The following is a 22,196-nucleotide window of genomic DNA, read 5'->3' as shown; positions in this document are numbered from 1 at the left end:
CCTCACCACAAGGTCATCAACCGGTTTCAGACAATCAGAGGTTTCAACGCTACGTGATGGATCTGTTTCGCAGTGCACCGATTGCCCAGCCACTGGCCGCGCGTTTGCGTGCGACCAATCTGGATGAGTATGTCGGTCAGGAGCACGTGCTCGCTCGCGGCAAGCCTCTGCGTGAGGCGCTGGAGCAGGGTGCCCTGCATTCGATGATCTTCTGGGGGCCGCCGGGCGTGGGCAAGACCACCCTCGCGCGATTGCTCGCGGAAGTCTCGGATGCGCACTTCGAAACGGTCTCGGCGGTGCTTGCCGGGGTCAAGGAGATCCGTCAGGCCGTTGAAATCGCCAAACAGCAGGCCGGCCAATACGGCAAGCGCACCATTCTGTTCGTCGATGAAGTGCACCGCTTCAACAAATCGCAGCAGGATGCGTTCCTGCCGTACGTCGAAGACGGCACGCTGATTTTCATCGGCGCCACCACCGAAAACCCTTCGTTTGAATTGAACAACGCGCTGTTGTCGCGGGCCCGCGTCTATGTGCTGAAAAGCCTCGACGAGACCGCGCTGCGCAAACTGGTACATCGCGCGCTCACCGAAGAGCGCGGGCTGGGCAAACGCAACCTGACCCTCAGCGATGAAGGCTTCCAGATGCTGCTGTCGGCCGCCGATGGTGATGGCCGGCGCCTGCTCAATCTGCTGGAGAACGCCTCGGATCTGGCCGAAGACAACAGCGAGATGGGCACCGAGTTGCTGCAAAGTCTGCTCGGTGACACCCGACGGCGCTTCGACAAGGGCGGCGAAGCGTTCTACGACCAGATCTCGGCGCTGCACAAATCGGTACGCGGCTCCAACCCCGATGGCGCGCTGTACTGGTTCGCGCGGATGATCGACGGCGGCTGCGATCCGCTGTACCTGGCCCGGCGCGTGGTGCGCATGGCCAGCGAAGACATTGGCAACGCCGACCCGCGCGCCCTGAGCTTGTGCCTGGCGGCGTGGGAGGTGCAGGAGCGCCTCGGCAGCCCGGAAGGCGAATTGGCGGTGGCTCAGGCCATCACCTATCTGGCTTGCGCGCCAAAAAGCAACGCGGTGTACATGGGCTTCAAGACCGCGCTGCGCGCCGCTGCCGAATACGGTTCGCTGGAAGTGCCGCTGCACTTGCGCAATGCACCGACCAAGCTGATGAAACAATTGGGCTATGGCGACGAATACCGCTACGCCCACGACGAACCGGATGCCTATGCCGCCGGCGAAGATTATTTCCCGGAAGAGCTCGAGCCGATCCCGTTCTATCAACCGGTGCCCCGTGGCCTGGAATTGAAGATCGGCGAGAAGCTCAACCACCTCGCCCAACTCGACCGTTTAAGCCCAAGACAGCGGAGAAAATAGTGCTTCCATTGATCGTTGCGGTCTCCGTCGGCGGGATTGCCGGCACCCTGTTGCGCTTCGCCACCGGCAATTGGGTCAACGCCAATTGGCCGCGGCACTTCTATACCGCGACGCTGGCCGTTAATATCGTGGGCTGTCTGCTGATTGGCGTGTTGTACGGCCTGTTTTTGATACGCCCGGAGGTGCCGATCGAGGTGCGTGCCGGGTTGATGGTCGGCTTCCTCGGGGGGCTGACGACTTTTTCATCCTTTTCACTGGATACGGTGCGCCTGCTGGAAAGCGGGCAAGTGCCGCTGGCCCTGGGCTATGCGGCGATCAGCGTATTCGGCGGGCTGCTCGCGACGTGGGCCGGCCTGTCCCTGACCAAACTTTGATAACGAGAAACCGACATGCTCGATTCCAAACTGTTACGTAGCAACCTTCAGGACGTAGCGGACCGCCTGGCTTCCCGTGGCTTTGCCCTGGATACCGCGCGCATCGAAGCGCTGGAAGAACAGCGCAAGACCGTCCAGACCCGCACCGAAGCACTGCAGGCTGAGCGTAACGCGCGTTCCAAATCCATCGGTCAGGCCAAGCAGCGCGGCGAAGACATCGCGCCGCTGATGGCGGACGTCGAGCGCATGGCGGGCGAGCTGAGTGCCGGTAAAGTTGAGCTGGACGCGATCCAGACCGAGCTGGACTCGATTCTGCTGGGTATCCCCAACCTGCCGCACGAATCGGTACCGGTTGGCAAAGACGAAGACGATAACGTTGAAGTGCGCCGCTGGGGCACGCCGACTGCTTTCGATTTCGAAGTGAAAGACCATGTCGCGCTGGGCGAGAAGTTCGGCTGGCTGGACTTTGAAACCGCCGCCAAGCTGTCCGGCGCCCGTTTCGCTCTGCTGCGCGGCCCGATCGCCCGTCTGCACCGCGCCCTGGCGCAGTTCATGATCAACCTGCACGTCAACGAGCACGGCTACGAAGAGGCCTACACGCCTTACCTGGTTCAGGCCCCGGCGCTGCAAGGCACCGGCCAGCTGCCGAAGTTCGAAGAAGACCTGTTCAAGATCGCTCGCGAAGGCGAAGCCGATCTGTACCTGATCCCGACCGCCGAAGTGTCGCTGACCAACATTGTGGCCGGTGAAATCGTCGACTCGAAACTGCTGCCGATCAAGTTCGTCGCCCACACCCCGTGCTTCCGCAGCGAAGCCGGTGCGTCGGGTCGCGACACTCGCGGGATGATCCGTCAGCACCAGTTCGACAAGGTTGAAATGGTCCAGATCGTCGAGCCGTCGACTTCGATGGAAGCGCTGGAAGGCCTGACCGCCAACGCCGAAAAAGTCTTGCAACTGCTGGGTCTGCCTTACCGCACCCTGGCGCTGTGCACCGGCGACATGGGCTTCAGTGCCGTCAAGACCTACGACCTCGAAGTGTGGATTCCGAGCCAGGACAAGTACCGCGAAATTTCGTCGTGCTCCAACTGCGGCGACTTCCAGGCCCGCCGCATGCAGGCGCGTTTCCGCAACCCGGAAACCGGCAAGCCTGAGCTGGTACACACTCTCAACGGTTCGGGTCTGGCGGTCGGTCGTACGCTGGTGGCGGTGCTGGAAAACTACCAGCAGGCCGACGGTTCGATCCGTGTGCCGGACGTGCTGAAGCCGTACATGGGTGGCCTTGAGGTCATCGGTTAAATGAAATATCTGCCGCTGTTTCACAACCTGCGCGGCAGTCGTGTGTTGGTGGTCGGTGGGGGGGAAATTGCCTTGCGCAAATCCCGCCTGTTGGCCGATGCCGGTGCGCTGCTGCGGGTGGTCGCACCTGAAATCGAAGCGCAACTGCGCGAACTGGTCAGCGCCAGCGGTGGCGAATGTCTGCTGCGTGGTTACGTGGAAGCGGATCTGGACGGTTGCGGGCTGATCATTGCCGCCACCGACGATGAAACGCTGAATGCGCAGGTCTCCAGCGATGCCCATCGGCGTTGCGTGCCGGTCAACGTGGTCGATGCGCCGCAGCTGTGCAGCGTGATCTTCCCGGCGATCGTCGATCGCTCGCCGCTGATTATTGCGGTGTCCAGCGGCGGCGATGCGCCAGTGCTGGCGCGGCTGATTCGCGCCAAGATCGAAACCTGGATTCCTTCGACCTACGGCCAACTGGCCGGTCTTGCCGCGCGTTTCCGCAATCAGGTGAAAAACCTGTTTCCGGATGTGCAGCAGCGCCGTGGTTTCTGGGAAGACGTGTTTCAAGGCCCGATTGCCGACCGGCAACTGGCCGGGCAGGGCACTGAGGCCGAGCGGCTGTTGCAGGCCAAGATTGATGGCGAAGCGACTGTTACTACCGGCGAGGTGTATCTGGTGGGGGCAGGGCCGGGTGATCCGGATCTGCTGACCTTCCGCGCCTTGCGCCTGATGCAGCAAGCCGACGTAGTGCTGTACGACCGCTTGGTCGCTCCGGCGATTCTTGAGCTGTGCCGTCGCGATGCCGAGCGCGTCTATGTCGGCAAGCGTCGCTCTGATCATGCGGTGCCACAGGATCAGATCAACCAGCAACTGGTGGATCTGGCCAAGGCCGGCAAACGCGTGGTGCGCTTGAAGGGCGGTGACCCGTTCATCTTCGGTCGCGGTGGTGAAGAAATCGAAGAGCTGGCGGCCCACGGGATTCCGTTCCAGGTGGTGCCGGGGATCACGGCGGCCAGCGGTTGCGCGGCGTATGCCGGGATTCCGCTGACCCACCGCGATTACGCGCAGTCGGTGCGCTTCGTCACCGGGCACCTGAAGGACGGTTCCACCGATCTGCCGTGGGCCGACCTCGTTGCCCCGGCGCAGACGCTGGTGTTCTACATGGGCCTGGTCGGCTTGCCGGTGATTTGCGAGCAGTTGATCAAACACGGTCGCAGCGCGGACACCCCGGCGGCGTTGATCCAGCAGGGCACCACGGTCAATCAGCGAGTCTTCACCGGCACGCTGGCCGACCTGCCGCGTCTGGTGGCGGAGCATGAAGTGCATGCGCCGACACTGGTGATCGTGGGGGAAGTGGTGCAGCTGCGCGAGAAGCTGGCGTGGTTCGAGGGTGCTCAGGCGCAGGTCTGAAAATCGAGTTGACCCCATCGCTGGCAAGCCAGCTCCCACAGGTTTTTGTGTTGAAACTGCAATCTTCAGTATCACCAAAATCCCTGTGGGAGCTGGCTTGCCAGCGATGAGGCCCTCAAAAACAATAAAAATCTCAGCCCCTGCGCCAGACTCCTTTGCCAGCCAAACGCGCCCGGTCATGCGCCACACTGAAATCCTGCTTCGGCCCCTTCGGCACAATCCCCGTCGGATTGATGGTCTTGTGGCTACCGTAGTAGTGATTTTTGATGTGCTGAAAATCCACCGTCTCGCCAATCCCCGGCCACTGATACAGCTCTTGCAGCCAGTTCGACAGGTTCGGGTAATCGGCAATCCGCCGCAGATTGCACTTGAAGTGCCCGTGGTACACCGCATCGAAGCGAATCAGCGTGGTGAACAGTCGCACATCGGCCTCGGTCAGGTATTCACCCGTCAGATAGCGATTGGCGCCCAGCACCCGTTCCAAGTGATCCAGCTCGGCAAACACTTCATCGAACGCCTCTTCATAGGCGTGTTGCGAGGTGGCGAACCCGGCGCGATACACGCCGTTGTTCACCGCCGGATAAATCCGTTCGTTCAGTGCATCGATCTCGCCGCGTAACGGTGCCGGGTAGAAGTCCAGTTCGTTACCGGTCAGGCCATCGAACGCGCTGTTGAACATGCGGATGATTTCCGCCGACTCATTGCTGACAATGCGCTTGAGCTTTTTGTCCCACAGCACCGGCACAGTGACACGGCCGGTGTAGTCCGGCGTGTCGGCGGTGTAGCGCTGATGCATGAAGTCGAAGTGGTCGAGCTTGTCGCCGGTCGAGCCAAGGGTCTGGTCGAAGGTCCAGCCGTTTTCCAGCATCAGCCAGCTGACCACGGACACGTCGATCAGGCTTTCCAGACCTTTGAGCTTGCGCAGAATCAGCGTGCGGTGCGCCCACGGGCAGGCGAGGGACACATAAAGGTGATAGCGCCCGGCTTCGGCGGCGAAACCGCCTTCACCGCTCGGCCCGGGCTGGCCGTCAGTGGTGACCCAATTGCGCCGTTGCGCCTGTTCGCGCTGAAAGGCGCCGTCTTTGCTGCTTTCGTACCACTTGTCCTGCCAGTGGCCGTCGACGAGTAAACCCATGATCAAGACTCCTGATTCCAATAAGCGTTGGAGCCGAGTCTATTCCGATGAGTTCGAACAAAAAGCGCAAAGATCGGGCGTCTATGATCGGTTAAATCGATTTGTTGCGCGCCGCCCAGTATTGCTCGGCGGTTGCGAACGCTTGCTCGCGGCTTTGACCGAGGCCGCGCAGGGCCAGGGCCATGGTCGAAATCAGGGCCATTTGCGGATAGCTGTCGACCACCTCGCCACGCCACACCGCTTTCAGATGTTCAACGTCCAGCGTGGCCGGTTTGACGTGGCGCTGGCTCGACAGCTGCGGCCATTCCTCGTCCCAGCTCTCGCCGCCCTTCGTGCCGTACAGATGACTGTCGGCATCCGGATTGATCTCGATTTCGCCGCCATCGCCCTTGACCACGATCGCCGTGTCGCCGAGCAGACCGCTGGCCTCGCGATGCACCGCTTGATAGCCCGGGTGGAAAATACTTTGCAGGCCACAACGGGCGCGCAGTGGATTGAGGATGCGTGCCAGCGAGTGAATCGGCGAGCGCAGGCCCATGGTGTTGCGCAGGTCGATCATCTTCTGCAACTGCGGCGCCCAGTCAATCAGCGGCATGAACGCCAGACCGCCGTGGTTCAGCGCGCTGCCGACTTGCTGCCAGGTGCGGCACAGCGGGATGTTCAGCTCGCCAAGCAGTTGTTCGGTGTACAGACGTCCGGCGGTGTGCGCGCCGCCGCCGTGCATGAAAATCCGAACGCCGTTTTGCGCCAGGCACTTGGCCGACAGCAGGTACCACGGCAGATGGCGTTTCTTGCCGGCGTAGGTCGGCCAGTCCAGATCGACATTCAGCGTTGGCGCTGAAAGGCGCTCGCGCAAGGCTTCGGTGAAACCGGCCATTTCCTCCGCGCTTTCTTCCTTGTGCCGTAGCAGCATCAGAAAGGCCCCGAGCTGGGTGTCTTCGACTTTGTCGTCGAGCACCATGCCCATGGCTTCCCGGGCTTCTTCACGGGTCAGGTCGCGGGCGCCGCGTTTGCCCTTGCCGAGGATCCGCACAAACTGTGCGAACGGGTGCTCGGCGGGCGTTTCGAGGGTCAGCGCTGGAAAGTCGGTCATAAGCAATTCGTCGGTTTGGGCAGGCCCGCCAGTTTCGCGGCGAGTTTGGCAGGGGTGCCTTTGAACAGTCGGTTCAGGTGCAGGCTGTTGCCTTTGTCCGGGCCGAGTTTGAGTGCGGTGTACTTGATCAGCGGGCGGGTGGCTGGCGACAACTGGAATTCCGCGTAGAAACTGCGTAGCAGTTCGAGGACTTCCCAGTGTTCGGGGGTCAGTTCGATGTCTTCAGCGGCGGCGAGGGCGCTGGCAACGTCATGGGACCAGTCGTCGAGGTCGACCAGAAAGCCGTCCTTGTCCAGTTCGATGGCGCGGGCGCCGACAGTCATCGAGTTCATAGCCAACTGTTGACCTTGTCGTGGTGGATCGACAGTTCGACGAACGCCGGGTAATCGATGGCTTCAGCCCAGTCGGGAGCAACGATGGCGCGGGCCAGCAGGTCTTCGGCGAGGGCGAACAGCTTGACCCGGCGCTCGTTCAGCGTGGCGAATGGCGCAGTGCCCGGTTGCAGGGCGTAAACCGCATCACCGGATAACAGTAAGGCGTCGGCAGCGCCGATCACGCGCAGGCAACTGCTCAGGCGATCATCGCCGAACGGGGAATGAGACAACACATGCAAAGTCGACATCAGAGGGTGATCACCTGGTCGTAACGGTCAATAAGGGCGGTGATTTCGCTGGCGCCGAGCGGCTGCGCTTCGTCCAGCGACAGCGTGCTCAGGCCACGGGCGCTGGCGCTGTCGGTGCAGTAGAACAGTTCTTCAACGCCGAACATCGGCAGCGCCTGCAGATTGGCACTGAGGTCTTTCTGTTGCAGGGCCTTGGCTTTCTGCCCGGCGGCCAGTTGCAACACGCCATCGTCGAGAAACAGCAGGCCGATCGGCAGATCGAACGCGCCGCCGGCCAGCACGACGTCCAGCGCTTCGCGGGCGCCGGGGCCGGACCATGGCGACTGGCGGCTGATGATCAACAGGGATTTGGCCATTTCACGCGCCTCCGAAACAGATCAGTCGATCGGCGTCCTGCACCGCATCGTGCAACTGCCCGAGGCCGGACAATTCCCACGGCGCGCTGACCGCGACGGCATCACGCTGGTAGCGTTTGGCTTCTTCGTCATTCAGTACGCCACGGCGCAAGGCGGCGGCGATGCACACCACACCGTCCAGTTGCTGCTCGCTGATGAACGCGCGCCATTGTTTGGGCAGGTCCAGTTCGTCCTGCGGGGTGACCACCGCGTCGGAGGCGTTGTAGACGCCGTCCTGATAAAAAAACAGCCGGACAATCTCATGCCCGCCGGCCAGCGCAGCCTGCGCAAACAGCAGGGCACGGCGCGAGGAGGGCGCATGGGCGGCGGAAAACAGCGCAATGGCGAACTTCATGACGGACTCGATCAGCAAAACTGCGGCCATGATAAAGCTTTATGACGGCAGCCGCGAAACCCAAGTGAAGCACATGCCCTCTGTGGGAGCGGGCTTGCTCGCGAAGGCGTTGGGTCATTCGACACATCTTTGACTGATGCACCGCTTTCGCGAGCAAGCCCGCTCCCACAGGATCGTATTTCAGCGCGGCATATAGCCCAGTTGCCAACGCCGCGGAATGCTCAGGGACAGCACGCCCAGCACCGCCGCCAGCAAGCCGCTGGCGAACAATGCCCGAAGTCCGAAATGATGTTCCAGCACTGCGCCGAGTATCGCGCCGATGAACATCCCGCTCCACGGCACCAGTTGCACCCGCCAGCCATTACGCCGCTCGCCGAGCATCCAGCGCCCCAGTCCACGGCCGAACCGCGACAGCGCTCCGGTCACGTATGTCAGGCCCACTGGCAGACCGTTTACTTCCTCGACCGCCGCGTTGAGCATGCCCATCGCGATGATCGCCGCCAGCAGCGCCGGTAGTTGCGTGTCATACGGCCAGGCGGCCGCCAGACAGAGCAGGGTGGCGATGCACAGCAACAAGGGCAGCGTGCGCCGGCCACCGAGGCGCCCGATCACGATCCCCAAGGCATTACCGATCACGAAGGTGACGACCAGGATGATCAGGCGCAAGGTCAGTCCGAGGTCGCCGTCACTGATCGCCACCGCCAGCCGCGTGGTGTTGCCGCTCATGAACGAAACGAAATCGCCGCTGGCCATGAAGCCGATTGCATCGGTCATGCCGGCGAGTACCGACAGGCTGGCCACCAGCGCCAGACCGATGCGCCCGCGCCATTTCTGCCGATGCAGATGCCCGGAGGTGGCGCGGTGAGTCGAAGTGGAGGGCAGCATCGGCGACGATATCCTTCAGCGGCGGTTACGGTTCCAGCCCATACAATTCGCAGTAATCTTCCCAGCGCATGTGGGCCATTTCCGCTACCTCGCGATGCACCTCCATGCGCTGGGCCTGATAGTCCTCGGGCGTTGCGGCCGTCAGGAGCAAGGTCAGTTCCCAGGCGAACAGGCCTTGATTCTCCGCCTCGGCCTCGAAGGCTTCGTGCAGGCGTTCTTCACGATACTGCGCAGCGGTTTCACCCTTGGCCTGGGCCAGCAGCGGATTGAGATGATCGAGGGTTTCGCGCAATTCGGGGCGCGCGTCGAGAAACAATTTCAGGGCTTGTTCATGTCGCTGGTCGGTGGGCGCCATGTGTGTTCCTTGTGAGGCTGATGACCCTAGGGTGCCGGAGCGGCTGCCGCATGTCGCGCTATAAATGCAGTAAAGCAGAACGATTTTGCCTGTTGCGGTGATACAGTCCGCTTTTTTCTGAATGAGCGAATGCAATGCGAATTCTGATGGTAGCGCTGGCCGCGACCGTGCTGGCTGGCTGCGCGGGTTCGGTGATGGACGATTCTCGCACCAAAGCCCCGTACAAGGTTCTGACTTCGGACAAGCCGGAGAAAGTTGTCGCTCAGTGCGTACAGTTCGGCTGGCAGGACGAAGCAGTGTTTGGCGTGGACGCCGGAGCGTATCTGCAACCGGGCAAGAAGGGTGGCTCGACGGTGTACACCCGTTCCGCAGAGTCATTTGTCGACGTGACCAGCGATGCGTCGGGAACCGTGCTCAACTACTACGCGCAGAAGGACGATTTTGTTGCCAAACGCCGGTTGGCGGCGTTGGCGACCTGTCTTTGATATTGCGTTGAAGCGGCTGCCGTTATCGCCAGCAGGCTCGCTCCCACTTTTGAAATGCATTCCATTGTGGGAGCGAGCCTGCTCGCGAAGGGTCCTTGAGGTTCAACCCTTCAAGCGCTTCTGGAAATAATGCCGGCTATGCCCCGGCGGGTAATCAACGATCTCGCCAAACTGGCTGAATCCCAGCTTCTCGTAGAACGCCGGCGCCTGAAAGTCGAAGGTGTCCAGCCAGATGCCCAGGCAGTTCTTCTCCTTGGCCAGATTTTCCGCCATGGCCATCAGTTCCGAGCCGATGCGTTGCCCGCGACCCTGTTCCGGGACGCACAGCAACTCGATGTACATCCACTGGAAGATCACACGGCCGTACAAACCGCCGAGAATCGCGTCGTGTTCATCGCGCACCAGCAGGGCGAAAGGTTCAGAGGTGGAACCACCGGTCCGGGCGTCGTTATACGCAATCAAAGGCTCGAGAATGGCTTTGCGCTGTTCTTCCGTAGGGTTCTGCGACAGCTCGATTCGCAACGTCATGTGCAACTTCCTTGTGAGATGAACCGCCAGCCTATCCTGCCCGGGGAGCGTCTTCCAAGTCCTTCCTCATCCCTTTGGAACCGCCGCTGTCGCGCCGGGGTCTAGCTTTTACAGCGTCATTCCGAACGCGGTTGATGAGGATCCCCCATGAATATTTTCGAAGCCCTTCGCGAAAGCCACGACCGCCAGCGCAGTTACGCCAAAGCCCTGGTCGAAACCAGCGGCGACACCCCGGAGCGGGTTGAGGCCTACAAACAGCTCAAGGCTGAACTTCAGGCCCATGAAACCGCCGAAGAACGCCACTTCTACATCCCGCTGATGGAGTTCGACAACGGTGTTGACCTCAGTCGCCACGCCATTTCCGAGCACCATGAAATGGACGAGATGATGGAAGAGCTGGACGAGACCGAGATGTCCAGCCCGGCGTGGCTGGCAACGGCGAAGAAGCTCTCCGACAAAGTCCATCACCATCTCAAGGAAGAAGAGCAGAAGTTCTTCCAGATGGCCGGCAAATTGCTCGATGACAAGCAAAAGGAACAACTCGCTGGCCAGTACGAAAAGGAGTACCAGGCGCAACTGCCATGAGTACTGAATGCCAGTTTTTGCAGTGTCGGCGTGTAGGCCTTTGGCCATGCGTTGGGTGGGTCTTGTCGTAATAAGCTGTATATTCATCCAGTGTTTTCGGCGTTTTTGACTTGAGACGCCGATTGACTGCGACAAAACCGCCGATGGACAAAAAAACCACCTCCGTTAGCTTGAAGGCCTCTCCTCGGACAGGAGAGTTCTTAAATCAACGGAGTGAAAAACATGAATCAACCACAAGCTCAAACCCAACTGCGACACGGTCGCGTCACCTCTCCAGCCAGCCGCGGTGCGGTAGCCATCGAGCAAGGATTGCTCGGTGCCTGGCAGGTCAACGAAATGGAAGGCGGCAAGAACTTCCCGGCGCTCACGGCAGGACCTTTTCCTGCTCCCTATGGCAGCGACAGTGACAGTGTCACGCCGCCCGCCGACGGTTACATCCTCAGCGGTGGCAAGACCGATGCCCGTGACTGCGTGAACTTCACCGACGAGGAAATGAGCAAAAAGCTCAATCGTCCGTTCAGCTGGCCACTGCTCAGTGTCACCCCGGGCCAGACGCTGGAAGTGAAGTGGGAATACACCGCGCCACACACCACCCGTGGTTATCGCTGGCTGATCACCAAGGATGGCTGGGATCCGAAACAGCGCATTTCCCGTGCACAACTCGAAGCGCAGCCTTTCGCCGAAGACTTCTACACTCAAGTGCCGTATTACAGCTATCCGGGGGAATTGAAGGCCAAGGTCAATCATTCGGTGAAATTGCCGGCCACCAAAAAGGGCCGTCACGTCATCGTGCTGATGTGGATCGTCGCCAACACCGGCAACGCGTTCTATCAGGCGTTCGACGTCGACTTCAAATAACGGCGTTACGCTCAACTCACAGGTTCTGAAGGATTAGAACATGTCAAATATCGACTTCACGCTAGTGCAAAACCAGGCGGCCGACGCGGCCTCGCTGATGCCGAGCATCGCCGGCAAAAAAATACTCATGGGCTTCTGGCACAACTGGCCGGCGGGTCCAAGTGACGGCTATCGTCAGGGCCGCTTCGCCGAAATCGCTCTGGAAGCGGTGCCCAAGGAGTACAACGTGGTCGCGGTGGCGTTCATGAAGGGCAGCGGGATTCCAACCTTCAAGCCCTACAACGTCTCCGATGCCGAGTTCCGGCGTCAGGTCGGCGTGCTCAACAGCCAGGGGCGGGCGGTGCTCTTGTCCCTGGGTGGCGCCGATGCGCACATCGAGTTGCGGGCCGGACAGGAACAACCACTGGCCAATGAAATCATCCGTCTGGTGGAAACCTACGGCTTCGATGGGCTGGACATCGATCTTGAACAGAGCGCGATTGATTTCGCCGCCAACAAGACCGTGCTGCCGGCCGCGCTGAAACTGGTCAAGGATCACTACGCAGGCCAGGGCAAGCACTTCATCATCAGCATGGCCCCGGAGTTTCCGTACCTGACCACCAATGGCAAATACGTCGGTTACCTGCAGGCACTTGAAGGCTATTACGACTTCATCGCGCCGCAGTTCTACAACCAGGGCGGCGACGGGGTCTGGGTATCGGAAGCCAATAATGGCAATGGTGCGTGGATCGCGCAGAACAACGATGCGCTGAAAGAGGACTTCCTCTACTACCTGACCGAAAGTCTGGTGACCGGCACCCGGGGCTTCACCAAAATCCCGGCGGACAAATTCGTCATCGGCCTGCCGGCCAACGTCGATGCGGCTGCCACCGGTTACGTGATCGACAGCACCGCCGTCGGCAATGCGCTCAAACGTCTGGCGATCAAAGGGCTGCCGATCAAGGGCCTGATGACCTGGTCGGTAAACTGGGACAACGGCGTCAGCAAGGATCGCGTGCCGTATGGCTGGGAATTCAGTCGGCGTTATGGACCGCTGATTCACGGAGCGAAAACAGCGGCACAGGAAACGGATGACACGTTGTCGCGCGTCGCCCGTTAGCAGCAATTAAAGAGCCCGGTAGCGCTGCCGGGCTTTTTTGCGTGGGCCAGGCAAACAATGCCCGGATGTGAGTCATAGCGGAGCGGGTTGTTTATCAGATCGGGACGCGCTCGATACATTGAGTGAATGACTTGACGAGATCCAGCAAGCAGGCAGCCGCCTGATTGATCTGCGCATCGGTAAGCGCCGCGTAGCCAATCAGCACGCCGGATTTGACCGCGTGACTGCTGGTGAATGCGGATACCGGTTGCAGGCAAAGATCGAAGAGTGCAGCCCGTGCGCAGAATTCTCTTTCATCAATGTCTGCGGGTAACCAGAGCACAAAATGTAATCCGGATTGCTCGCCGGAAATCTGCAGATCAGGGTTTTCTCGCAGCTTTGAGATCAGCAAATCGCGTCGATGTTGATACGTCTGTCGCGAGATGCGCAAATGCCTTACATATTTTCCGGTACAGAGAAACTGGTTGAGTGCGAGCTGACCCAGTATGCCTGGCGTCTGGCCGGTGTCTTCGATGAGGTTGATGACTTTCTTCTGTAAATGTTTGGGAATAACCATGAAGCCCAGACGAAAGTTGCTGAACAGGGTTTTATTGAAGCTGCCGCAGAAAATCACCCGGTCGTTTGTATCTATTGATTTGATGGCGGGCAGGGGAGCACTGCCATAGTTGTACTCGCTGTCGTAGTCGTCCTCGATGATGATCGCATTGGCTGCGGTCGCCGAGTCCAGGAGGGCCTTGCGGCGTGCCATGCTCATGCAGACACCCAAAGGAGCCTGGTGAGAGGGCGTGACATAAATGGCCTGAACCGGACTGGCGGGTGACAGCGCTTCAACGATCAGACCTGCATCGTCCACTGGAATATCGATGATTGTGTTGCCGGAACAATTGAATATCCGCCGGGCCCAGTAATAGCCGGGATCTTCCATGGCAACGACGGCCTCTTTTCCCAATAATCTGCTGATGAGGTCGAGACAGTGCCTGATGCCGTGGGTAATCACGATGTCCTGAGGTGAGCAGTCAATTCCCCGGTAGATCTGGATATGGTCGCAAATGGACTTGCGCAAGTTCTCGTCACCGCCGAGTGACGAGGCCGATACTGCGGTGGCGAGGTCTTTGGCGGAAGGTGTGCATAACGACTTTACATCTTTTTCTTCGAGCAATCCCGGATCGGCCAGTCTGGCAATAAACGGTACATACGGCTGTAAATAAGTAATGGGAGCAGGTGAATCGGATGACCGGTGAGTATCAAGTTCGACTTGCAGTTCCTTAGTTCTGGCGGCGGCGATCAGATTATCCGGCAATGTTGCGCAGACCACCGAGCCGGCACCTCGCTTGCGAATGATGAAACCTTCTTCGCGCAATTGATCGAAAACAGTTTCCAGGGTCCCTCGGGAAACTCCCCATCTTTGCGCAAGCGTACGCGTGGAGGGCAGCGCTTCGCCGGATTGGAGCCGACCGGAACTGATCAGGTGTTCAAGGAAACGGCACAGAAGCTGATGTTTGGTGGACAGCGAATGTTCGGTCAATTCGAACGGCAAGACTAGGTCGAGGCCAACTGGCCGCTTACCTCTGGTCATAGTGGTACACACCAAAATCCATTTAATGGATCTTCATCTTAGCGCGGCATACAAATACGCTCAACGCCGCTCAAGCTAACGCGTTGAGGGGTGGCGCGCGAGTCATTGGGGTCAAGAGAAACTGGATTGGTATAGGGATATCGTCGGCAATGACTGCTTTTGAAAAACTGTCAACACTCAATAAGACTAATCATCGCGAGCCGCAACTAAAGATTGCGATAGTCGGAGGGGGTGCAACAGCGATTAGTGTAATTGATGCGTTGCAGCGCGACGTTAAGCTGAAAAATATGGATGTTGCAATTACCCTCTATGAGCCTGACAAGAAAATAGGTCCAGGTCGCGCTTATCAAAACGATGGTGATTATGGATTGATTAATCGCCAGGCCCGATTCATGTCCGTGAAAAGTGACGATCCCCGGCACTTTGTAGGATGGGTCACTCATAAATATGGAAGTGCACTGGCGCAACTTGATTTCTTGCCCCGTCACTATTTTGGTGAGTACCTGTCCGATTGTTTTGCCGAGCAAGTGGCGCTGGCGCGCGACCTCAAGCGGCCGATTCGGGTGATCGGGCAAAAGGTCACCAGCCTGACAATGCACGATGACAAAGCGGTCGTCGGTGTCGAAAACGGGCCGCAACAAGTGTTCGACCGGGTGATTCTGTGCATTGGTACCGCTGAACCGGCGGATATCTTCTCGTTGGCCTGCTCCCAAAACTACATCGGCAATCCGTATCCGATGTGGACCAAGTTTTCCGCGATTGGCGGCGACGATCAGGTGGCGATCATTGGTTCCAGCCTCTCCGCTGTCGATGCAGTCCTGGCCCTGAATGCCCAGGGACACCGCGGCAAGATCGTCATGCTGTCGCGCAATGCGCTGCTGCCAGCGGTGCGCATGCCGCATCACGACTTCACTTACAAGGTCATCACCCGCGAACGCATCGAAGAGCTGCGTGATGAAGCGGGGATGATCTCCTGGTCGAAATGGCTTGGCCTGATCACCTTCGAACTGACGGCCCAAGGCGTGGATCTGGAGAAGCTCAAGGCTGAACTGGCGCCAGGTCAACTGCCGTTCGAGCGGCTGGAGCGCCATCTTCAAGCATCGGCTCGTGGGGAAAAGTGGCTGTCCATCCTGATTGATATTGCCAACGACTACGTCGAGCTGGCCTGGGACAGCCTGAGTGCGGGCGATCGCAGTTATTACATGGCCAACTATCACTCGATTTTCATGAGCCTGTGCAACCCGATGCCTCCGGCAACGGCCAACAAGTTGCGCAACATGCTCGAATCCGGGCACCTCGTGATTCGTCCTGGCCTGAAGGGCGTGGAACTGAGTCCCGGAGGCGGTTTCGTCCTGAATTACCAGGCAGGCGCCTGTCATGCCGACTGGGTCATCAACGCCACGCGTTCTGAAACCGGTGGTGTCGGGCAGACCGGTACCGAGCTGGTGTCGTCGATGGTCAACAATGGCGTCGCTCAGCACCATCCGTTTGGTGGCCTGCACGTGTCATTCGGTTCGCACAAGGTCATCGACCGCAGTGGCAAGGCCAGCGACGCTATTTATGCCTTGGGCCAACTGGCTGCCGGTAACCATTACTACACCAGTTCACTGGCCATGATCACACGTCAGATCGATCGGGTTCTGCCGCATTTGCTGACGACTGATCAATACCTCAAGGAGCTTTCTGCGTGAAATCCAGCCGCCCCGGAATCCTGTTACCTGCAGCGTTGTTGTCGGCCGTAATCGTGCCGCAGCTCGGACTCGGTCTGATGACGCCCACCGTTGCAAAACTGGCGGAGGAGTTTCGAGTCCCCCATGAGGCGATTCAGGAAACGTTTGTTGTTTACATGATCGGGTATGCGTTGTCCGTGGTATTGGCGGGGATTCTTGCCGATCGTATCGGAGCCCGTCGCGTACAGATTTCGGGGTTGCTGATTTGTGCTGCCGGGTGCCTGCTTGCAGCGTTCTCGGACTCCTTTTACCTGTTTGCGGTTGCGCGTTTCATGCAGGCCCTCGGAGGGTGTGTAGGGACCGTAACCACCAGGCTGATCGTGAAATCCGATTATCCGGAAAGCAAACGCCTGCGAATTCTCACCACCCTTGCCTCGGCGATAGCGCTCACGCCGTGTATCGCACCGTTGCTCGGCGGCGTGTTGTTACCTTCGCTCGGATGGCGCTGGATGATGGGCGGCGTGGGGATGTTCAATCTCGCGGCATTGGTGCTTTTCTGGCAGGTCGACACCTCTCCGGGGGCATCGGATTCGACGGGGCGCAGCATCATTGCCGTTTATGCCGCCAACTTCAAAAATGCGGATTATCTGGCTTATGCCGCCGGCATCAGTCTGGTGTGGATGAGTTACTTCGTGTTCCTGTCCTGTTCGACTTATGCGTTGCAGACGGAACTGGGCATGTCCAGCCTGGGTTACGGCGCGGTGATCTCCCTGTGCGCCGTCGGTTATGTGATTGGCAGTACGTTGGCGCGAGCATTGAGCGCCAGGTGGGCGTTGAACGAGATCCTGCTGCTTGGAAGCAAGGTAGGCATGGCCGGTTGCATGTTGCTGGGCATTCTGCTGTCGGTGTTTGGCAGTGTGCTGCCGGCGCTGCTGATTCCGATGGTGTTCATTCTGTTGTCGGTCGGGATGGTGATTCCCGCGACTCAGGCCGGGCTATTGAAGAGTGTCAGTCGTGATATCGGTATTTCCTCCGGGCAGTTTTTCTTTTTCCAGATGGCGGCGGGGGCCGGTTACGGTTTGCTGGTCAGTTCCTTTTCCGAACTGGGCGTTCGTGGCCTGGCACTGTTTATCGCCATTCCGATGGTCGTGTTGTTCGTTTTCCTGAATATGTCGCGGGCACTGTCGAAGTCCCCGGATGAGCAGTTGAAGGCAGTCTCTCGGACCTGAGTTTGCTGTTGCTGCGGCCCTGATAAAAAAACAAGGATGTGTAGTCGTGCAGTATCTGAAATCGCTGAAGTTGAACAGTGTGTGTTATGACATTCGTGGCCCGGCACTGGAGCAGGCCAGAAAGATGGAGGAGGACGGCCAGCGCATTCTCAAGTTGAATATCGGCAATCCCGCGCCCTTCGGTTTCGAGGCGCCCGACGAGATACTCCAGGATGTGATCCGTAATTTGCCGACGGCGCAAGGTTACAGTGACTCCAAAGGCTTGTTCAGCGCCCGCAAGGCCGTCATGCAGTACTGTCAGCAGAAGCAGATCGAGGGCGTCGGCGTCGACGATATCTACCTGGGCAATGGCGTCTCCGAGCTCATTGTGATGTCACTGCAGGCGCTGCTGAACAACCGCGACGAAGTGCTGGTGCCTGCTCCGGATTATCCGTTGTGGACCGCCGCGGTGAGTCTTGCCGGGGGCAATGCGGTGCACTACAGGTGCGACGAGCATCAGGACTGGTGGCCGGACCTCGATGACATACGGGCCAAAATCACCCCCAACACCCGAGCGCTGGTGATCATCAACCCCAACAATCCCACCGGTGCTGTGTATCCGCGAGACGTGCTGCTGGGAATGCTGGAGATCGCGCGCCAGCACAATCTGGTGGTGTTCTCCGACGAGATCTACGACAAGATTCTCTACGACGAAGCTGTGCACATCAGCACCGCCTCGCTGGCGCCGGACCTGCTGTGCCTGACCTTCAACGGGTTGTCCAAGTCGTACCGGGTGGCCGGGTTCCGCTCCGGCTGGCTGGTGATTTCCGGGCCGAAGCAGCATGCCGCCGGCTACATCGAAGGCATCGACATGCTGGCGAACATGCGCCTGTGCGCCAACGTTCCGGCCCAGCATGCGATCCAGACCGCGCTGGGGGGTTACCAGAGTATCAATGACCTGGTCTTGCCTCAGGGGCGCCTGCTCGAACAGCGCAACCGGGTGCATGAACTGCTCAACGCTATTCCCGGCGTCAGTTGCGTCAAGCCGATGGGCGCGCTGTACGCGTTTCCAAGGATCGATCCGAAAATTTGCCCGATCAAGGATGACGAGAAGTTTGTCCTCGAGCTGTTGATGTCGGAAAAGCTGCTGGTGGTCCAGGGAACCGCGTTCAACTGGCCCGCACCCGACCATTTCCGCGTGGTCACGTTGCCGGCATTGCCGGACATCGAAGACGCCATGGCGCGGATTCATCGATTCATCAGCAGCAGGTCAGTCAACAACCTGAGCGTTCGTCGAGTGGCGAATAACGCCCGGGACCTGTGGCCGGTCTTCTGATTCCAGAGGCAGATCAAGTAAGCAAGTTGTCATGCCAGACGTAAGTTCGTGGCAGGTGTGACAGCGCAAAGTGCCAGACGGCTGGATGCCACACTCGGCCATCTCTCTAAGTTGTGCAGCATAAAGGAATGAGTATGCGGAACTTTGATGCGCAGGTTTCTTATCGGGTCATGCTTTCTCAGGATGAGGTCAATCATCGTGGGGGCGGTTGGGAAAAAGAGGCCTTGAATGAACTGGAAGAGCGACTTGGAGCAGGGTCCGACTTTCCCTGCATCTTTTCCAAGAATGCATTCAAGAAGTCTTCGATCAAGTTTGTATTTGTCGACACTTTGGATGCTCAAGGGCTGGCGAAACTGGCTGAAGGGTTAAAAGAGTATGTAACGCTTTCCAGAACATGGAGTGGTTCAATCGAAGACGCTTATCCGCTCATCGTGTTCTTTTCAACCGATGCGATATCGGCGAGTACCGCGCAGGAGTATCAGGCCGCCGGGTGGGGCGTGCTGCAGAGCCTGCACTGGCTGGATGAAAGCCCGTGGCCGGACAGCGTCGATGTCGAACCGGAGTCACCGTTCTGGTCGATGTGCTTCGCGGGAATGCAACTGTTTGTGAACATGAGTTCTCCCGCACACAAACTTCGCAAGAGCAGAAACCTCGGGTCGAGATTTGCGTTGGTGATTAATCCGCGTGAACGCTTCGATGTATTTGCCGGCGATACCGTGGGCGGACGTAATGTTCGCGCCAATATTCGCAAACGCATCCTTAAATATGATTCGGTGCCCCACGCCTTGCAATTGGGCGGCTTCGGCTCTGACGCCAAAGAGTGGTGGCAATACGGTTTGATTGAAGAAAATGCAGAGCGCACGGATGTTTGCCCGTTCAAACATTCCAGCCATGAAAATAAAGAGGAAGCCTGATGTTCAAGTTGATTGTATCCAACGGCAGAGTGGCAGACCGCACGGCATTTACCCGTATCGGCGCGTTGAAGGCCGCGTCGGCACTTGAAGCAAAGTACGGTGTAGCGCCGCTGTATATCGGTGACGGCAGCTGCGAGCCGGCGGCCGATAACTGGACAGTCAGTCTGCCGGCAGGACGTGAGCAGATCGATTCGCTGCATCGCGCCGTGGCCTGTGCGGTAGAGGAGCAGCAACTCACAGTGGTCATCAACGGCACCTGCCCGGCCAGCCTGGGCAGCGTACCTGCGGTTGCCAGACATTACCCGGACCTTTGTCTGGTGTGGGTCGATGCCCATGGTGACTTCAATATTCCGACGACCACTGACACGGGCTACCTGGGCGGGATGGTGGTGTCGGCATTATGTGGCCTCTGGGACAGCGGCTGTGGCGCCGGCGTGCGTGCGGAGAACGTCATTCTGGTCGGCGCGCGTGACATCGACGGGCAAGAGCAGCGTCTGCTGAGCGCCAATAATGTGCGCACGCTTTCTCCGCAGCAGGCAACCGCCGAAGCGGTGCGCAGCGCGATCGGCCAATCGAAGGTCTGGGTGCACATCGATTGGGACTCTCTTGAGCCTGGCTACGTTCCCGCTGACTACGCAGTGCCTGACGGTCTGCTGCCGCAACAGCTCGCGGCGATCCTGGGAGCAATTCCGCTGGAGCAGATCGTCGGCCTGGAAATCGCCGAGTTCAACGCCTCCTGCGATGCGGCGACGGCACAGCGTGCGACCCAGTGCATCATCGATATCGTTGACCCGCTCCTGTCCAAGGCGTGTCTTGAGGCGAGTGTGTGCCATGCATAAACCGCCTGCTGCTGCCCGGCTGCGTTTCAGCAAGATGCACGGTGCGGGCAATGACATGATCATCCTCGATCTGCGTGATGCGCAGGATCCGTCGCGGGAATTGTGCAAGTACCTGGCTAACCGCCATAAAGGTATCGGCGCCGATATGGTTCTGGGCGTCAAGGCTGCGCGCAATCCATCGTCCGTGGCCTCGTTCGACATCTGGACGGCGCAGGGCGAGTCCTCCCGGCAATGCGGCAACGGCGCGCGGTGTGTCGCCGCATGGCTGGTTCGGGCAGGCCTGACGGAGGCGTCCGAGTTCACCCTCGACAGTCCTTCCGGTACCCACCGGGTCCGGGTCATGGAGGACGGCAACTATCAGATCAGCATGGGCGCACCGAATTTCTCGCCCGCCGCCATCCCGGTGTTCGGCTTCGACCAGGCGCAGTCGGCTTATCAACTCGAACTCGCCGGGCAACACTTGGCGTGTGCGGCGGTATCGATGGGCAACCCGCATGCGGTGATCGAGGCCGAACGTGATCAGTATGAGATTCCAGCTGTCGGCAGCGCCCTGCAAAACTCCGGGTATTTCTCCCCTGACGTCAACGTCGGGTTTGTACAGCTGCAATCGCGCAACAGGATAAAACTCAAGGTCTACGAATTCGGCGCAGGCGAGACGCTGGCCTGCGGCAGCGGTGCCTGCGCGGCGGTCGCGGTGCTGGCGCGGGCCGGGCGGGTCGACCGCTCGGTCGATGTCGAACTGCCCGGCGGAACCCTTGAAGTGACATGGGAGAGTGACTTGTCCGCGATGTACCTCTCCGGCCCTGCTGAATTCGTATTTGATGGAGAACTCGCTCATGCCGTTGTATGAAAGCATTCTGGACACGATCGGCCGTACGCCAATCGTCAAGCTGCAAAGGCTCGCCCCGGAACACGTCAGCATTTATGTGAAGGTCGAGTCGTTCAACCCCGGTGGTTCGGTCAAGGACCGGCTGGCGCTGGCGGTGGTACTCGACGCCGAAACCAGAGGCCTGTTGAAGCCTGGCGATACGATCGCCGAATGCACCTCCGGCAACGTCGGCATTGCGTTGGCGATGGTTGCCGCGGCGCGCGGCTATAACTTCGTGGCGATCATGTCCGACAGTTACTCGATCGAACGGCGCAAGCTGATTCGCGCCTATGGCGGCAAGGTTCTGCTGTTTCCTGCTCATCTGGGCAGCAGCGGCGGCAACCAGATTGCCGATGAACTGGCACAGAAATTTGGCTGGTTCAGATCGCGACAATTCGATAACCCGGCCAACCCTTCCTATCACCGCGAAACCACCGCCACCGAAATCCTCGGTGATTTCGCCGGTAAACGCCTGGACTACTTTGTCACCGGTTTCGGCACCAGCGGCACGCTGACCGGCGTTGGCCAGATGCTGCGAGTCGCGCGACCTGCGGTGCAGATCGTTGCCGCAGAACCGGAAAATGCTGCGTTGCTGTCGGGCGGCACCTGGGGCGTGCACCAGATCCAGGGACTCGCGCCCAACTTCACGCCGACCATCATGGACAAGACCGTCATCGATAAAGTCCTGACCGTGAACGAGTACGAAGCACGTGACACTTCGCAGCGCCTGGCCAGGGAAGAGGGGATCTTCGTCGGCATTTCTTCGGGCGCTTCGGTCGCCGCAGCGTTGAAGGTTGCCGAGACCGCAGCGGCCGGTTCGGTGCTGCTGGCCATGTTGCCGGATACCGGTGAACGTTATCTCTCGACGTTCCTGATGGACGGCATCGCCGAAGGTTCCGACGATGACTGGTTGCAGTCGCTCGAGCCGTAACAGGCAACCGGTTAC

Annotated in this window: 23 protein-coding genes and 2 pseudogenes; 15 read left to right on the top strand and 10 right to left on the bottom strand. The window is 59.4% G+C overall.

All coding sequences use genetic code 11. The features are described from left to right. The first annotated feature begins 56 nt into the window (after window positions 1-56). The 4 genes from QRN61_RS09530 to cysG are packed head-to-tail and all read left to right on the top strand — an operon-like array spanning window position 57 to window position 4,444. The gene (locus QRN61_RS09530; protein WP_003223849.1) at window positions 57-1,379 is read left to right on the top strand and encodes a replication-associated recombination protein A; all 1,323 of its coding nucleotides are present in this window, start codon (window positions 57-59) and stop codon (window positions 1,377-1,379) included. Next, window positions 1,379-1,753 carry a fluoride efflux transporter CrcB gene (crcB, locus tag QRN61_RS09525; RefSeq protein ID WP_027614675.1) on the top strand — a complete coding sequence of 125 codons (375 nt, stop codon included), beginning with the start codon at window positions 1,379-1,381 and terminating at the stop codon, window positions 1,751-1,753. The genes QRN61_RS09530 and crcB overlap by 1 nt, the downstream gene beginning before the upstream one ends. A gap of 15 nt (window positions 1,754-1,768) precedes the next feature. Further along, the gene (gene serS / locus QRN61_RS09520) at window positions 1,769-3,049 is read left to right on the top strand and encodes a serine--tRNA ligase (RefSeq protein WP_007908080.1); all 1,281 of its coding nucleotides are present in this window, start codon (window positions 1,769-1,771) and stop codon (window positions 3,047-3,049) included. Continuing rightward, the gene (cysG, locus tag QRN61_RS09515; protein ID WP_027614676.1) at window positions 3,050-4,444 is read left to right on the top strand and encodes a siroheme synthase CysG; all 1,395 of its coding nucleotides are present in this window, start codon (window positions 3,050-3,052) and stop codon (window positions 4,442-4,444) included. 133 nt (window positions 4,445-4,577) lie between these two features. Here the strand turns inward: cysG and QRN61_RS09510 are convergent, their stop codons facing one another. The 8 genes from QRN61_RS09510 to QRN61_RS09475 form a co-directional block, all read right to left on the bottom strand. Then, complete coding sequence (locus QRN61_RS09510; RefSeq protein ID WP_285373662.1) at window positions 4,578-5,579, bottom strand: glutathione S-transferase family protein; 1,002 nt, start codon at window positions 5,577-5,579, stop codon at window positions 4,578-4,580. A 91-nt stretch (window positions 5,580-5,670) separates the two neighbouring features. Continuing rightward, entirely contained in the window at window positions 5,671-6,672 is a 1,002-nt protein-coding gene (locus QRN61_RS09505; RefSeq protein WP_285373661.1) for a glycosyl transferase family protein, read from the bottom strand. Beyond that, window positions 6,669-7,004 (bottom strand): TusE/DsrC/DsvC family sulfur relay protein, encoded by a 336-nt coding sequence (locus QRN61_RS09500; RefSeq protein ID WP_097088100.1) that lies wholly within the window; start codon window positions 7,002-7,004, stop codon window positions 6,669-6,671. Before QRN61_RS09500 ends, QRN61_RS09505 begins: the two co-directional genes overlap by 4 nt. Further along, window positions 7,001-7,294, bottom strand: a complete 294-nt coding sequence (gene tusB, locus QRN61_RS09495; RefSeq protein ID WP_285373660.1) for a sulfurtransferase complex subunit TusB — start codon at window positions 7,292-7,294, stop codon at window positions 7,001-7,003. Before tusB ends, QRN61_RS09500 begins: the two co-directional genes overlap by 4 nt. Further along, window positions 7,294-7,650: a sulfurtransferase complex subunit TusC gene (gene tusC / locus QRN61_RS09490; protein ID WP_285373659.1), complete on the bottom strand. Its 357-nt coding sequence runs from the start codon at window positions 7,648-7,650 to the stop codon at window positions 7,294-7,296. Before tusC ends, tusB begins: the two co-directional genes overlap by 1 nt. A gap of 1 nt (window position 7,651) precedes the next feature. Then, on the bottom strand, window positions 7,652-8,044 hold the full coding sequence (gene tusD, locus QRN61_RS09485; protein ID WP_027614682.1) for a sulfurtransferase complex subunit TusD: 393 nt from the start codon (window positions 8,042-8,044) through the stop codon (window positions 7,652-7,654). 180 nt (window positions 8,045-8,224) lie between these two features. Further along, window positions 8,225-8,929 (bottom strand): YoaK family protein, encoded by a 705-nt coding sequence (locus QRN61_RS09480; protein WP_027614683.1) that lies wholly within the window; start codon window positions 8,927-8,929, stop codon window positions 8,225-8,227. Window positions 8,930-8,954: 25 nt separating this feature from the next. After that, window positions 8,955-9,284, bottom strand: a complete 330-nt coding sequence (locus tag QRN61_RS09475; RefSeq protein WP_027614684.1) for a DUF6388 family protein — start codon at window positions 9,282-9,284, stop codon at window positions 8,955-8,957. Window positions 9,285-9,418: 134 nt separating this feature from the next. Here QRN61_RS09475 and QRN61_RS09470 point away from each other — a divergent pair, with 134 nt between their 5' ends. After that, a complete protein-coding gene (locus QRN61_RS09470) occupies window positions 9,419-9,769 on the top strand; it encodes a hypothetical protein (RefSeq protein ID WP_047601654.1) in 351 nt (116 codons plus the stop codon). A gap of 102 nt (window positions 9,770-9,871) precedes the next feature. On the opposite strand, the gene QRN61_RS09465 is transcribed toward QRN61_RS09470, so the two are convergent. Then, the gene (locus QRN61_RS09465) at window positions 9,872-10,297 is read right to left on the bottom strand and encodes a GNAT family N-acetyltransferase (protein WP_027614686.1); all 426 of its coding nucleotides are present in this window, start codon (window positions 10,295-10,297) and stop codon (window positions 9,872-9,874) included. A 147-nt stretch (window positions 10,298-10,444) separates the two neighbouring features. On the opposite strand from QRN61_RS09465, the gene QRN61_RS09460 reads away from it, so the two are divergent. The 3 genes and pseudogenes from QRN61_RS09460 to QRN61_RS09450 all read left to right on the top strand — a co-directional run. Beyond that, window positions 10,445-10,882, top strand: a complete 438-nt coding sequence (locus QRN61_RS09460) for a hemerythrin domain-containing protein (protein WP_027614687.1) — start codon at window positions 10,445-10,447, stop codon at window positions 10,880-10,882. A gap of 222 nt (window positions 10,883-11,104) precedes the next feature. Next, window positions 11,105-11,740, top strand: coding sequence for a lytic polysaccharide monooxygenase auxiliary activity family 9 protein (locus tag QRN61_RS09455; protein WP_027614688.1), 636 nt, complete (start codon window positions 11,105-11,107; stop codon window positions 11,738-11,740). 40 nt (window positions 11,741-11,780) lie between these two features. Next, window positions 11,781-12,803: pseudogene (locus tag QRN61_RS09450) on the top strand (chitinase); the annotation flags it as partial. A 130-nt stretch (window positions 12,804-12,933) separates the two neighbouring features. Here the strand turns inward: QRN61_RS09450 and pdxR are convergent. Then, a complete protein-coding gene (pdxR, locus tag QRN61_RS09445) occupies window positions 12,934-14,376 on the bottom strand; it encodes a MocR-like pyridoxine biosynthesis transcription factor PdxR (protein WP_285373658.1) in 1,443 nt (480 codons plus the stop codon). Window positions 14,377-14,564: 188 nt separating this feature from the next. On the opposite strand from pdxR, the gene QRN61_RS09440 reads away from it, so the two are divergent. From QRN61_RS09440 to cysK, 7 genes and pseudogenes are all read left to right on the top strand, one after another. Then, window positions 14,565-16,106: an FAD/NAD(P)-binding protein gene (locus QRN61_RS09440; RefSeq protein ID WP_081730309.1), complete on the top strand. Its 1,542-nt coding sequence runs from the start codon at window positions 14,565-14,567 to the stop codon at window positions 16,104-16,106. Continuing rightward, a complete protein-coding gene (locus QRN61_RS09435) occupies window positions 16,103-17,314 on the top strand; it encodes an MFS transporter (protein WP_285373657.1) in 1,212 nt (403 codons plus the stop codon). The genes QRN61_RS09440 and QRN61_RS09435 overlap by 4 nt, the downstream gene beginning before the upstream one ends. 46 nt (window positions 17,315-17,360) lie before the next feature. Further along, a pseudogene (locus tag QRN61_RS09430) lies at window positions 17,361-18,554 on the top strand (pyridoxal phosphate-dependent aminotransferase); the annotation flags it as partial. 209 nt (window positions 18,555-18,763) lie between these two features. Next, window positions 18,764-19,543, top strand: a complete 780-nt coding sequence (locus QRN61_RS09425) for a YqcI/YcgG family protein (protein ID WP_285373656.1) — start codon at window positions 18,764-18,766, stop codon at window positions 19,541-19,543. Then, a complete protein-coding gene (locus tag QRN61_RS09420) occupies window positions 19,543-20,382 on the top strand; it encodes an arginase family protein (protein WP_285373655.1) in 840 nt (279 codons plus the stop codon). Before QRN61_RS09425 ends, QRN61_RS09420 begins: the two co-directional genes overlap by 1 nt. Continuing rightward, window positions 20,375-21,232 carry a diaminopimelate epimerase gene (dapF, locus tag QRN61_RS09415; RefSeq protein WP_225138532.1) on the top strand — a complete coding sequence of 286 codons (858 nt, stop codon included), beginning with the start codon at window positions 20,375-20,377 and terminating at the stop codon, window positions 21,230-21,232. The genes QRN61_RS09420 and dapF overlap by 8 nt, the downstream gene beginning before the upstream one ends. Continuing rightward, window positions 21,219-22,181: a cysteine synthase A gene (gene cysK / locus QRN61_RS09410; RefSeq protein ID WP_285373654.1), complete on the top strand. Its 963-nt coding sequence runs from the start codon at window positions 21,219-21,221 to the stop codon at window positions 22,179-22,181. The genes dapF and cysK overlap by 14 nt, the downstream gene beginning before the upstream one ends. Window positions 22,182-22,196: the final 15 nt, after the last annotated feature.

The sequence above is a fragment of the Pseudomonas sp. lyk4-TYG-107 genome (assembly GCF_030209055.1).
Classification (GTDB): Bacteria; Pseudomonadota; Gammaproteobacteria; order Pseudomonadales; family Pseudomonadaceae; genus Aquipseudomonas; species Aquipseudomonas putida_A.
This window is presented reverse-complemented; position numbering and strand designations above follow the sequence as displayed.